Origin of the sequence: Vibrio sp. T20 (assembly GCF_007858795.1) — a bacterium.
GTDB classification, from domain to species: Bacteria; Pseudomonadota; Gammaproteobacteria; order Enterobacterales; family Vibrionaceae; genus Vibrio; species Vibrio satsumensis.
On the sequence record NZ_VFEB01000030.1, the window covers coordinates 1 to 13,264 of the forward strand.

Annotated in this window: 12 protein-coding genes and 1 tRNA gene; 6 read left to right on the forward strand and 7 right to left on the reverse strand. The window is 43.7% G+C overall.

The annotated features are described in order from the left end of the window. Nucleotides 1-394 precede the first annotated feature (394 nt). The 3 genes from FTW16_RS01480 to FTW16_RS01490 all read right to left on the reverse strand — a co-directional run bounded on the left by FTW16_RS01480 (nt 395) and on the right by FTW16_RS01490 (nt 2,469). Nucleotides 395-1,648 (reverse strand): HD-GYP domain-containing protein, encoded by a 1,254-nt coding sequence (locus FTW16_RS01480; RefSeq protein WP_146489809.1) that lies wholly within the window; start codon nt 1,646-1,648, stop codon nt 395-397. An 83-nt stretch (nt 1,649-1,731) separates the two neighbouring features. Then, nucleotides 1,732-2,139 carry a VOC family protein gene (locus tag FTW16_RS01485; RefSeq protein ID WP_048605864.1) on the reverse strand — a complete coding sequence of 136 codons (408 nt, stop codon included), beginning with the start codon at nt 2,137-2,139 and terminating at the stop codon, nt 1,732-1,734. 245 nt (nt 2,140-2,384) lie between these two features. Then, nucleotides 2,385-2,469, reverse strand: a tRNA-Leu gene (locus FTW16_RS01490). A 194-nt stretch (nt 2,470-2,663) separates the two neighbouring features. Here FTW16_RS01490 and FTW16_RS01495 point away from each other — a divergent pair. Next, complete coding sequence (locus FTW16_RS01495) at nt 2,664-3,140, forward strand: RDD family protein (protein ID WP_048659251.1); 477 nt, start codon at nt 2,664-2,666, stop codon at nt 3,138-3,140. Nucleotides 3,141-3,203: 63 nt separating this feature from the next. On the opposite strand, the gene lptG is transcribed toward FTW16_RS01495, so the two are convergent. Together lptG and lptF are read right to left on the reverse strand one after the other, a co-directional pair. After that, entirely contained in the window at nt 3,204-4,274 is a 1,071-nt protein-coding gene (lptG, locus tag FTW16_RS01500; RefSeq protein ID WP_060983499.1) for an LPS export ABC transporter permease LptG, read from the reverse strand. Between the two features lie 3 nt (nt 4,275-4,277). Further along, nucleotides 4,278-5,378, reverse strand: coding sequence for an LPS export ABC transporter permease LptF (gene lptF / locus FTW16_RS01505; RefSeq protein WP_146489810.1), 1,101 nt, complete (start codon nt 5,376-5,378; stop codon nt 4,278-4,280). A gap of 192 nt (nt 5,379-5,570) precedes the next feature. Between lptF and pepA the strand changes: the two genes are divergently transcribed. The 5 genes from pepA (at nt 5,571) to FTW16_RS01530 (ending at nt 11,782) form a co-directional block, all read left to right on the forward strand. Beyond that, nucleotides 5,571-7,091, forward strand: coding sequence for a leucyl aminopeptidase (gene pepA / locus FTW16_RS01510; RefSeq protein ID WP_017058936.1), 1,521 nt, complete (start codon nt 5,571-5,573; stop codon nt 7,089-7,091). A 99-nt stretch (nt 7,092-7,190) separates the two neighbouring features. Continuing rightward, nucleotides 7,191-7,640, forward strand: a complete 450-nt coding sequence (locus FTW16_RS01515; protein ID WP_136979701.1) for a DNA polymerase III subunit chi — start codon at nt 7,191-7,193, stop codon at nt 7,638-7,640. 102 nt (nt 7,641-7,742) lie between these two features. After that, nucleotides 7,743-10,616, forward strand: a complete 2,874-nt coding sequence (locus tag FTW16_RS01520; RefSeq protein ID WP_146489811.1) for a valine--tRNA ligase — start codon at nt 7,743-7,745, stop codon at nt 10,614-10,616. Nucleotides 10,617-10,835: 219 nt separating this feature from the next. After that, complete coding sequence (locus FTW16_RS01525; RefSeq protein ID WP_017058933.1) at nt 10,836-11,240, forward strand: DUF2061 domain-containing protein; 405 nt, start codon at nt 10,836-10,838, stop codon at nt 11,238-11,240. Nucleotides 11,241-11,287: 47 nt separating this feature from the next. After that, nucleotides 11,288-11,782, forward strand: coding sequence for a GNAT family N-acetyltransferase (locus FTW16_RS01530; protein ID WP_136979705.1), 495 nt, complete (start codon nt 11,288-11,290; stop codon nt 11,780-11,782). 49 nt (nt 11,783-11,831) lie between these two features. Here the strand turns inward: FTW16_RS01530 and FTW16_RS01535 are convergent, their stop codons facing one another. Continuing rightward, nucleotides 11,832-12,626, reverse strand: coding sequence for a glycosyl hydrolase 2 galactose-binding domain-containing protein (locus tag FTW16_RS01535; RefSeq protein WP_146489812.1), 795 nt, complete (start codon nt 12,624-12,626; stop codon nt 11,832-11,834). Between the two features lie 125 nt (nt 12,627-12,751). Next, nucleotides 12,752-13,168 carry a ribonuclease E inhibitor RraB gene (gene rraB, locus FTW16_RS01540; protein ID WP_017058930.1) on the reverse strand — a complete coding sequence of 139 codons (417 nt, stop codon included), beginning with the start codon at nt 13,166-13,168 and terminating at the stop codon, nt 12,752-12,754. Between the last annotated feature and the right edge of the window lie 96 nt (nt 13,169-13,264).

A 13,264-nucleotide genomic window follows, 5' to 3' on the forward strand; every position in this document is an offset into this window, starting at 1 on the left:
TGTGATATTCATCAACGAGTGCCCACACAGATTGATAGGTTTAAATTGTTAAAGAGCTTCTCTTCGTTGTGACTTACATCACTTCGGAAGAGGCGGCCATTCTAGCGATTTAATTCTCAGTGTCAAACACTTATTTGGAATTAATTCCTACTTTCTAAAAGTAGAAGCGAATCATCGCTTAAAGCTAGTTGCCTTACTAACATTCTTCGCTGAAGCCTTGTGGCGTCTGCCGTGTCAGTGAGGCGGCATTATAGAGATGCCGCTCATATTGGCAAGCAATAAATACGTTTTTTATTAAAAAAAGAGGTTAAGCGACGACATTTCAACCAAGGGCTTATTTATACCATTTTCACCCCAAGTTTCGAACAAACTACCCACAACAACCTGTGGATAACTACTCTCCACTATCAAAAAAGTAAGATAAACGAGCCCTAGGGTTTAGATACTCTCGAACTTGTTCAGGTAACTTGCTTGGATGAACGGCATTAACGATTTTGATCTCTTTAATAAAGAGGTCAATGATCGGGGCTTGAGTTCTTGGCACGCTAGGATCATAGATAAGTACATTTGGATAAAGCATATGCTTAGCGTTAACGGATATCACAATCCCAATCGAATCATTTGAAAGCTGTACTACGGTTCCTGGTGGGTACACTCCCATGAACTTAACCAACAGACCCAAGTTATCTTGGCTATATAGATGTTTACAGCTCTTATATAAGTGAGACAGCGCCAAATACGGGATCATTTGTTGAGATTGCGTTTTACCATGGCAAAGGTTATCGAATGCATTAGCCACAGAGACTATCTTGGCAAATTCATCAATCTCGTGTTCTTTTAAGCCCTCGGGGTAACCAGAACCATCATTCTTCTCATGATGTTGAGCGATCACCTTTTTAGCACCTTCAGGAAAGTCATCAATTCCTGCAACAATATCCGCACCATATTTCGTATGAAGCTTCAGGTAGTTCTCTTCAGGTATTGTCAGGGCGCTTTGCTTTCTTAGTATCGCGACTGGTATTTTGATTTTACCTACATCGTGAAACAGTGCTGCGAAGGAGAGCTCTTTCAATTGTTGTGTATTATAGCCTTTGGCCTTACCTACCATCAGTGCAACAACCGAAACATTTAAAGTATGAAAGTAAATGTCTTCGAAATCCGCTTTAGTATTCATAAGATGCAAGGTAACGTTATCATCGCTCACTAGGGTTTCAACGATATCATCAACAAGAGCCTTAACCTCCCCCACCGCATCTAAAGGTCTGTTACGGATCTTAGTCATCACAGAGCGCATTCGAGCAAGCGAACGTTCAAACTCTCTCTCGCAATGACTCACCCTGCGACGGTAAGAGCTAAGGGTTTCGATACGCTCATGCTTATCTTTCCACATTCTTTCCGTTTCAAGGCTTACCTGTGAATCAATATCAACTTCTTGTTCACCGACGTGATTAACAGGTAGAGGCGAGGTATCACTTTGGCTCAGGTTTATATAGACGTGCTTAATCCCAAGATGTCGAATTACTTTTACTTGAGCGTCATCTTTGATTTTAAAGCTGTTGAATAAAAATGGGTGTTCATTCCATTTTACGGGGAGTCGTATATGCAGACCGGGCTGAATTCGATCTACGGTAATCTTTATGCTGCCCATTTTTATATATAATATTGATGATTAATCTCTATTTATAATTCTAATAAAACCAAGCAGCAATTTCACTATCCAATTTCACAGGTTCAACTTAAAGAATCACAGTGCACCATCCAGCGTATACCAAACTTATCTTCTACTTTGCCAAATCGAGCCCCCCAAAACGTATCTGCGAGTGGAGTCATTATCCGCCCTCCCTTCTTTAGCTTTTCAAAGATTTGTTCTTGAGTCGCGGTATCTTCAGTCACAAGAGATAGAGCGAGATTGTTACCTTCAAGCTCCTTGGCTTTAACGCCATCAGACATCATCAGCTTCATACCAAACGCTTCGAACTCAGCATGCATAACCCAATCAGGTTGAGCTCCCTCTATTACCTGTGGTGCATCACTGAAAAGTTGTTTCGATAAAACCACACCACCAAAACACTTATGATAAAAATCCAACGCTTCACTACAACGACCATCAAAAAATAAGTAAGGGGTTACTGTCAGCATATTTCTCTCCTCTGTTAATCCTTTAAACATAGACAATAGAATAGAGAATGACAGGTAACATCATGATTTAAGATGATTAATTCATTATCAGATCGAATAGCGAAGGGAAATTATGGGATTTAGGAATGAAACATCAAGATCTGTCTAATTAAAGAAGCCTTCTTGTCGCCACCGCGAAGGCAACGTTATCAGCTCTCCAGATACAACAAAGCCCCGACTTGAGTCGAGGCTTTGTCATTTAAATATGGTACCGGTAGGCGGACTTGAACCGCCACGCCCGAAGGCAACGGATTTTGAATCCGTCGTGTATACCAATTTCACCATACCGGCATTATCTTGGGGCATTGCCCTTTCGATGTTTGGCATTATACGTATGCAAGCTGATGTGGCAAGTATAAAAACTTGAATTCATGTGTGTTTGCCGATAATTTCGCCACTAAGTCATAAGCTGTGCGTCATGTCTCTTTTCAGGCTAAGCCTTAAACTATATTCTGACGCCTCAATTTTTAAAGAAGTAATAACACATGACATCAACAAACACTCTGCCACCAGCAGGAGTCATGCGCCGATTTGGTGCCTTGTTCTATGACGCTCTGATCGTAATCGCTATTGAAATGCTGGCGGCTGGCGTCATTGTCGCTCTACTGCACGCGCTCATGGCTCTCGGCATTTTTAACCACAGCGGTTATGCCGATGTTAGTGACTTCTTAACCAACCATCCGATTTGGAGCCCTGCATACACCTTTTACTTGGTGGCCGTTTGGGTCTATTTCTTTGTATTTTTCTGGACTAGAGCAGGTCAAACTCTCGGTATGAGAGCTTGGAAGCTGCGCGTTCAAAACAAAGATGGCTCAGCTATCACAGTAACTCAGGCGCTAATTCGCTTAGGTACTTCAGGTTTTGGATTGGCAAACTTGTGTGTTCCATTCGATCCTCAAAAACGTGGCTTTCACGATATCTGGGCAAAGACCGAAGTCGTTGTGTTACCACAAGCACGATAGCGTGATTTAAGTTAGCTCCAATTAAGATCAAAAAAGGAAGGCGTTAGCCTTCCTTTTTTCTAGTTACAGTTTTCGCCTCAAGAGCATGATGGCTATTCCAAGGAACACTACGCTCGGGGCTATTGCGCCAAAGGCGGGCGGTATTTGATAAACCAAACTCACCGGGCCAAAGAACTCACTGGATATATAGAAGGTAAAGCCAGCAATAACACCTGACAGTATTCTCGCGCCCATGGTTACACTACGCAGAGGACCAAAGATAAACGACAGTGCCATCAACATCATAACTGCGATCGAAATTGGCTGAGTTATCTTTCTCCATAATGCCAGTTCATAACGTGATGCATCTTGCTCTGAAGCTTTGAGGTAAGAAACATAATCATACAATCCACTTAACGACAACTCTTCTGGTTTAACCGTTACTATCGCAAGCTTATCTGGAGCGAGAGAAGTCTCCCAAGAATAAGTTGGTAAACTTTCTTTGGTAATTTGAAGTTCGTTTTCAAAAGACGTGATCTCTACATTCTTCATAGTCCACACGTTATCTCCAACGTAATCCACTTCCTCAGAGTAAATAGCAGTCTTTAGAGCCTTGTTCTCATCAAAGCGCCACATATTCATGCCATATAACTTCTGATCATCGATTTTAACAATGAAGATGAAGTCATTAGCATCACGAGCCCAGACACCACTTTGCGTCGAGATAATATTGCCACCAGCAATAGAGATTGTTCTTAAATCACGAGCCATCTTCTGCGCTTGCGGCGCACCCCATTGACCAAGCAATGTCACCACGATCATCAGTGGAATAGCGGTTTTAAGTACCGATAGGCCGATATCTAACTTAGAGAAGCCTGCCGCCTGCATTACTACCAGTTCAGAACTCGCAGCAAGCATACCTAATCCAATCAAAGCACCAAGCAATGCAGCCATTGGGAAAAACATTTCGATATCACGAGGGATACTTAACAAAACAAAATACAATGCTTGTAATAGATCGTATGTACCACGGCCAACTTTTCTCAGCTGCTCTACATACTTGATAATCCCAGAGAGACCAACAAACGTCACCAATACCAGCGACGTCGTTGCGATGATGGTTCTGCCTATATATAAATCGAGAATCTTAAACACGGCTTAAGCCAACCTCTTATTCTTGAATTTTTCTTTCAAACGCCTTACTGCCACGCTATCCATAAAGTTTGCACCAATCGCGACAAATAACAATAACGCATTAATTGGCCACATGCCGATTACCGCAGGAATACTGCCCTCTTCGATTGAAGACTTAGTTGCACTGATTGCTAAGAAATAGGTGAGATAAATCAGTATTGCTGGGCCGATTTTCGCAAAACGACCTTGTCGAGGGTTTACCGCAGATAGTGGCACGACAAGCATGGTCAACAATGGAATACAAAGTACCAAAGAAATACGCCATTGTAATTCAGCTTTCGCGCTATTATTCGGGTTGCCGATAAGATCAATTGTAGGGATAGCTTCCCAATCTCGACCTTTCTTCTCAACTTCACGTTGACCGATCAGACCTTCGTACTCTTCAAAATGTGTCACCATATAATCAAGACGTGTAGGCACACCTTCATGGCGAGTACCATCGTACATCACGATAACCTGGCGACCATCGCTGAGCTCTTTTACATCTCCCGACTTCGAGAACATCACACTTGGAAGTACTGAATCGCGCGGGCGCATTTGAGCAACGAACACATTTTCTAATTTATTACCGTCGATATCATCAATAAACACCACAGAAGAACCATCCGGTGTACCTTCGAATTTGCCTTTCGGTAATAAATCAACGCTGTTCTCCGCTGCCACTTCTTCATACATTTGTTCAACTTTGTCTTGTGACCAAGGAGATAACCAAAATGAGTTAAAGGCAGCAACTGTCGCCGTAATCAAAGCAAGGTAAAGTGCAGATTGGATCAGGAATTTATTACCAATACCGGTGGCGTTCATGACTACTATTTCACTTTCAGCGTAAAGGCGTCCAAAAGTGAGCAAAATACCAATATAGATACTGAGTGGAAGCATCAACAAGCCCATCGCTGGCATATTTAAGCCAACAATCGACAATATTAGACTCGCAGGGATATCACCATCAGAGGCGTCCGCTAAAACACTGATGAATTTTTGGCTGAGAAACACGAGAAAGAGAACAAAAAAGATCGCAAATTGGCTCTTGATTGTCTCGCGGATCAAATATCTAACAATAATCACGCTCAAATTACCTATACAAAACTTGTTTTTTTGATTGAATCACTATAATTTCCCGTTGAACCTTTTATTTTTTTAAATTTTTAGCTAAGTGTTAGCGTTCTTCTTTAAGGTTAGTTCCATTATAGGATCCAACAAGTAAGAACCCATTATCTAACATTTAGTTCGATTTGTCTTCAGGATGTAGGAGTACGCATGGAGTTCAGTGTAAAAAGTGGCAGCCCAGAGAAGCAACGCAGCGCATGTATCGTTGTCGGTGTATTCGAACCGCGCCGCCTTTCTCCAGTAGCCGAGCAATTAGATAAGATTAGTGATGGCTACATTAGTTCACTGCTTCGTCGCGGTGATCTAGAGGGTAAACCTGGCCAGATGCTACTACTGCATCAAGTACCTGGTGTACTTTCGGAACGTGTTCTACTGGTAGGCTGTGGTAAAGAACGTGAGCTAGGCGAGCGTCAATACAAAGAAATTATCCAAAAAACCATCAGCACACTAAACGAAACTGGTTCTATGGAAGCGGTATGTTTCCTTACAGAACTGCACGTTAAAGGTCGCGATACTTATTGGAAAGTTCGCCAAGCGGTAGAAGCGACTAAAGATGGTCTTTACACATTCGACCAATTCAAGAGCAATAAACCAGAAACTCGTCGCCCACTACGTAAATTGGTATTCAACGTACCAACACGTCGCGAACTGAGCCTTGGTGAGAAAGCAATTTCTCACGGCCTTGCTATTGCTTCAGGTGTAAAAGCGTCTAAAGATCTGGGCAACATGCCACCGAACATCGCAAACCCTGCGTACCTTGCTTCTCAAGCTCGTCGTTTAGCTGACGATTACGAGACAGTGAAGACCAAGATCATTGGCGAAGAAGAGATGGAAAAACTGGGTATGACATCATACCTAGCGGTTGGCCGAGGTTCTAAAAATGAATCCATGATGTCTATCATGGAATACAAAGGCGCTCCGGATCCAGATGCGAAACCGATTGTACTGGTAGGTAAAGGTCTGACTTTTGATTCAGGCGGTATCTCACTTAAGCCTGGTGAAGGTATGGATGAGATGAAGTACGACATGTGTGGTGCTGCGTCTGTATTCGGTACAATGAAAGCATTGGCTAAATTGAACCTACCAATTAACGTGGTTGGTATCCTAGCCGGTTGTGAAAACATGCCTGGCAGCAATGCTTACCGTCCAGGTGATATCCTAACGACAATGTCAGGTCAAACGGTTGAAGTATTAAACACTGATGCTGAAGGTCGCTTGGTTCTATGTGACGCTCTAACTTACGTTGAGCGTTTTGAACCAGATTGTGTTGTCGATGTTGCTACGCTAACTGGCGCATGTGTTATCGCTCTAGGTCACCACATCAGTGGCGTTCTATCGAACCACAACCCGCTTTCTCACGAACTTGTTAATGCTTCTGAGCAAGCAAGTGACCGAGCATGGCGTCTACCTATGGCAGACGAGTACCATGAGCAACTAAACAGCCCGTTCGCTGATATGGCGAACATCGGTGGTCGTCCTGGCGGCACAATTACTGCTGGTTGCTTCCTATCTAAATTTACTAAGAAGTACCACTGGGCACACATCGATAGTGCTGGTACAGCTTGGAAGTCAGGCGCAGCGAAAGGCTCGACAGGTCGTCCTGTCTCAATGCTAGTCCAATTCTTATTGAACCGCAGCGGCCAAGAGACTGAAGAGCAATCTTCAAAATAATAAAAAGGGCCTACGGGCCCTTTTTTAATAAGCGCTATTTGTTAGACCCTGTTAACCAAGTAACATTGATATCCACGATTTTCAGTTCGAGTATTAAGTATGCAGACTGCTACATTTTACATTGTGCCTTCAGACAGCCCGCAAGCCAGCGAAGATGGTTTTGCTCACTATGTGCTGTTTCTTGCTCAGCACTTTGCGAAACAAGGCGCTAAACTTTATCTCAACTGTAATGACAAAGAACATGCCGAGTGTATTGCTGAAGTTTTCTGGCAAGTCGAACCCAGTGAGTTTATAGCGCACAACTTGGTTGGCGAAGGCCCGAAGTATTCAACCAACATCGAAATTGGCTATCAAGGCGTAAAACATAATTGGAATCGTCAGCTAGTAATTAATCTGGCCGATAATCATACAACCTTTGCGAACGCCTTTGCTCAGGTGATAGACTTCGTCCCTTGCGAAGAAAAAGCTAAGCAACTCGCTCGAGAAAGGTATAAAATTTACCGTCAGGCTGGATATCAGCTACAAACTATCGAGATTCAACATCCATAGTCAAACCTCATAGTTAAAGCTATCTTTGGATTTAGATTCAAGAAGCTTCACTTATGAAGTTTGACCACGATTAACCATTCACAGTATCCGTTTAAGAGCACTATGGAAAAGACATACAACCCAACATCAATCGAACAAGCTCTGTATAAGACTTGGGAAGAGAAAGGCTACTTTAAGCCACACGGTGACACATCAAAAGAAGCTTACAGCATCATGATCCCGCCACCGAACGTCACTGGCAGCCTACACATGGGTCACGCGTTCCAAGATACGATCATGGATACGCTTATCCGAGCTCAACGTATGAAAGGCAAAAATACCCTTTGGCAAGTGGGTACTGACCACGCTGGTATCGCAACTCAGATGGTTGTAGAGCGTAAGATTGCTGCTGAAGAAGGCAAAACAAAACACGACTACGGCCGTGAAGCTTTCATCGACAAGATCTGGGAATGGAAAGGCGAGTCAGGTGGTACTATCACTCAACAGCTTCGTCGCCTTGGTGCATCTGTAGATTGGGATCGTGAGCGATTCACTATGGATGACGGCCTATCGGCTGCGACTCAAGAAGTGTTTGTTCGTCTATACGAAGAAGACCTAATCTACCGTGGTAAGCGTCTAGTAAACTGGGATCCTAAACTGCACACTGCAATTTCAGATCTTGAAGTTGAAAACAAAGACAAAAAAGGTTTCATGTGGCACTTCCGCTACCCGCTCGCGAACGGTGTTAAAACGGCTGATGGTAAAGACTACATCGTTGTTGCGACTACTCGTCCAGAAACCATGCTTGGTGATACTGGCGTAGCGGTTAACCCAGAAGATCCTCGTTACAAAGATCTTATCGGTAAAGAAATCCTACTTCCTGTTGTTAACCGTCTTATCCCTATCGTAGGCGATGAGCACGCAGACATGGAAAAAGGCACGGGTTGTGTGAAGATCACACCGGCTCACGACTTTAACGATTACGAAGTGGGTAAGCGCAATAACCTACCAATGATCAACATCCTAACGTTCAACGCTGATATCCGTGATGCTGCTGAAGTATTCACAACCAACGGCGAAGAAAGCGATGTTTACTCAACAGATATCCCTGCTAAGTACCAAGGCATGGAGCGTTTTGCTGCACGTAAAGCTATCGTTGCTGAATTCGATGAACTTGGTCTACTTGAAGAGATCAAAGATCACGACCTAACAGTCCCTTACGGCGACCGTGGTGGCGTGGTTATCGAACCAATGCTGACTGACCAATGGTACGTGCGTACAGCACCTCTTGCAGAACCAGCAGTTAAAGCGGTTGAAGATGGTGAGATCCAATTCGTACCTAAGCAGTACGAAAACATGTACTTCGCGTGGATGCGTGACGTGCAAGACTGGTGTATCTCTCGTCAACTTTGGTGGGGCCACCGTATCCCAGCATGGTACGACAACGACGGTAAAGTTTACGTAGGTCGTACTGAAGAAGAAGTTCGTGAAAAGAACAACCTTTCACCGGTAATTGTTCTTAAGCAAGACAACGACGTTCTTGATACCTGGTTCTCTTCTGCACTTTGGACGTTCGGCACACAAGGCTGGCCTGAAGATACTGAAGCAATGAAAACATTCCACCCATCAGAAGTACTAGTATCTGGTTTTGATATTATCTTCTTCTGGGTTGCTCGTATGATCATGATGACCATGCACTTCGTGAAAGACGAAGATGGCAAGGCTCAAGTACCTTTCAAAACGGTTTACATGACGGGTCTTATCCGTGATGAAAACGGCGACAAGATGTCGAAGTCGAAAGGTAACGTACTTGACCCAATCGACATGATTGACGGCATCGGCCTTGAAGAGCTAGTAGAGAAGCGTTGTGGCAACATGATGCAACCTAAACTGGCTGCTAAGATCGAAAAAGCAACACGTAAAACTTTCGAAAACGGTATCGAACCATACGGTACTGACGCACTGCGTTTCACTCTTGCTGCTATGGCTTCAACTGGCCGTGACATCAACTGGGACATGAAGCGTCTTGAAGGTTACCGTAACTTCTGTAACAAGCTATGGAACGCAAGCCGTTACGTACTGATGAATACAGAAGAGCACGATTGTGGCATGTCACTGTCTGTTGAAGACCGTGCAAACATGGAATTATCTCTAGCAGACAAGTGGATTGAATCTCAGTTTGAAGTTGCAGCGAAAGAGTTTAATGCTCACCTAGACAACTACCGTCTAGACATGGCAGCAAACACGCTTTACGAATTCATCTGGAACCAATTCTGTGACTGGTACCTAGAGCTAACTAAGCCTGTTCTTTGGAAAGGTACTGAAGCTCAACAACAAGCAACTCGTTACACGCTTATCACGGTTCTAGAGAAGACTCTGCGTCTTGCTCACCCAGTTCTTCCTTACATCACTGAATCTATCTGGCAGAGCGTTAAGCCGCTAGTAGACGGCGTTGAAGGCGAGACAATTATGACTCAAGCGCTTCCTCAGTTTAACGAAGATAACTTCAATGCTGAGATCGTAGAAGACATCGAATGGGTTAAGACTTTCATCACAGCTATCCGTAACCTACGTGCGGAATACGACATTGCACCAAGCCAAGGCTTAGAAGTAATGATCAAAGTGGCTGATGAGAAAGATGCAGCTCGTATCGAAGCGAACAAGATCGTTCTTAACTCTCTAGCTAAACTAGACGATATTAAAGTTCTAGCAGACGGAGAAGAGACTCCGGCTTGTGCAACTAAACTGGTTGGCAAATCTGAGCTGATGATTCCAATGGCGGGTCTTATCGACAAAGATGCTGAGCTTGCTCGTCTAGATAAAGAAGTAGCGAAGACTCACGGCGAGATTAAGCGTATCGAAGGTAAGCTAGGTAACGAAGGTTTCGTTGCTAAAGCGCCAGAAGCGGTTATCGCGAAAGAGCGTGAAAAGCTTGAAGGCTATCAAGAGACTCTTGTTAAGCTTGAAGAGCAAAAAGCGACAATCGCTGCGCTTTAAAACCGAGTGAACGAGAGGCTTCGAACTTCTCGCTCTAAATAGAAAGGTTGGTCTTCGTGACCAGCCTTTTTTTATACCTCTGACTACTATGCTTCTCACTCTAGCCTCAATTATTGATAGGTTTCATCTATCAAATTAATCTCTACTTCCCATTATACTTAATGATAATAATTCTCAATAATAGGTCTATCGAAACAACACAACGATTGAGTAATTATCATGAAAAAGACACTAACCTTTGCTGCATTACATTTTACTATCGCATTTAGTGTCGCTTATGTACTAACAGGCGACATCTTAATTGGTAGCTTAATCGCTATGATTGAGCCCTCAGTGAATACTGTTGCCTTCTATTTTCATGAAAAGGCGTGGGCTCAGGTTCCTGCTCTTAAAGCTCGTCAGTGGATGACCAAATTAAAAACAGCAAGCTTTGCTACCATCCACTTTAGTGTTGCCTTTACCGTTGTCTACTTGTTGACTGGCGATGCCTTCATTGGCGGTGTGATGGCTTTGCTAGAGCCAACTTTGAATACAGTTGCTTACTACTTCCATGAGAAAGTCTGGTTACGTAAATCAGGTGACCAAATGGCACAGCAACAATTCTGTTTGCACCAACATGCTTAGTCACCATATATTGGGTCACATATTAGTGACCCTTTCATAGGCAGATCATGGAAAAAATTGCTGAGTTCACCCTTAGATCCATTACACCGCAAGACAACCCAAGCATCGCACAAGTCATTCGCCAAGTTTCGGCTGAGCATGGGCTCACAGAAGATAAAGGCTATGGCGTGGCCGATCCAACACTCGATGATATGTACTCTGTCTACAGCCAAGCAAATGCAATGTATTGGATTATCGAACACAACGGAAAAATCGTCGGAGGCGGTGGCTTTGCCCCTCTAGCAGGTAAACCCAATGTGTGTGAGCTACAAAAAATGTACTTCTTACCGCAAACTCGAGGGCATGGCCTAGCCAAGCGAATTGTTGCTTTGAGCTTAAAGCAAGCAAAACAACTTGGGTATCAACACATGTATTTAGAAACGACGGAGTGCTTAGGTGCTGCGGTCAAACTCTATGAGAAGCTTGGGTTTGAGCATCTTGACTCAGCTTGGGGAGAAACAGGCCACGACGCTTGTGAGGTTGTCATGGCCAAGTCGTTATAAGCAGAATGTGCCGCTATAGCGAGAGAAGATAGTGCTAAAATATACGAAGTTAGCGTAGAAAGTTACTGACGCAAGAAGTTGGGTTCAAGGCAACAAAAGAGCTCTCTTCTTGCCCATCAAGTACCACTTCTAATTGGTATAGATGCTTAGGGTTGGGCTTCTCAAGGTTAAATACCATAGGAGCTTCCACCTGAAACACAACGCCGGTATGTTCTGCGCGCACATCTATCGGCATTACGAGTGTCATGCCATTAAACTTGATGGATGCCGATATTAACCCTGGCTTTAGCGTTTGATAGATAACATCTACTTTGAACTCACAGCCACCGCCATGGTGCCAGATCTGCTCTGTGACAACTTGCTCTAGTTTGACGTTTCGAACGAACTGCAGGTATGGCGCTTGCCAGATTCCGATACGAGAATCCGATTTAGCGACAACCTGTGAAGATAGAGAATCATCCATATCCTCTTCAAGCAACAGGCTCTCTTCTTCTTCAAGGAAAAGGATCTCAAAACGGTTTCGGCCGGACTGCATATAAGGACGGATATCTTTACGGTATTCAGCTTGGCTACCATCACAATCAAACACAGCCACACCATTAAGTCGAACTTCAGCAAAGTAATCAACCCCAGCCATCACTAACTCAACAAGTGGGCACGCCAACATGGCGTCATCCACTTCGATGTCGTGCATCAGATGCCACTCTTGCTCTGCAATTTCGTTTTCACTCAAGCTATCAGGGAGCTTTGAGCTTAACGGAGCCGGAAAAGTGATGTCATCTTGTGGGATAGAGAGATCCGTCAGTGGCGAAATTTGCCAAAGACCATCGAGAAGCAACCGCATATCATTCCTTGAGCTAGATCAATTTTGACCGCATTATAATGAATGAATGCATATAAAGACATTTATTTTTCTGAGGGTAAAAAAATGCCAGCTCGAGGCTGGCATTTTTTAAAATTGGGAAATAATTACTCTTCGCCTTCATCATCTTCGTCTGGGTAGATAGCATCTTCACCTTCGTAGTAAGTGCCCCAACCGTCGTAGATAATGTCAAACTTCTCAGCAAGGTTCACAAGCTTCTCAACTTGCTCATCGATCGCTTCTGCATTCAGAGTACATTGCATCGTTGCATCACAACAAAGCAGCTTATTGCCATCTTCGTCTTCTGTCTCTTCAGCTTCAAGCACTTCAAAACCCATTTTGAATGCTTCAACAACCGCTTTTTCAAGCACATCGAAATCTTCAGCAAATAGGTGATGCTCGATATCGTATAGAGCTTCAGGATCGCTACCATCTTCAATTAATGCTGTAATGATGTCGCGAGTCTCTTCCTTTTGAAATTCAATTAATTCCGCTACTGATAGATATTCATCTTCGTGAGACATGTGTCTGCTCCAGAGTGTTGACTATGAAAAGATCAAATTTGATTGCCACGAAATATGGCACGGATCGTCCAGAAAAGCCACCCAGATCAGTCCTAG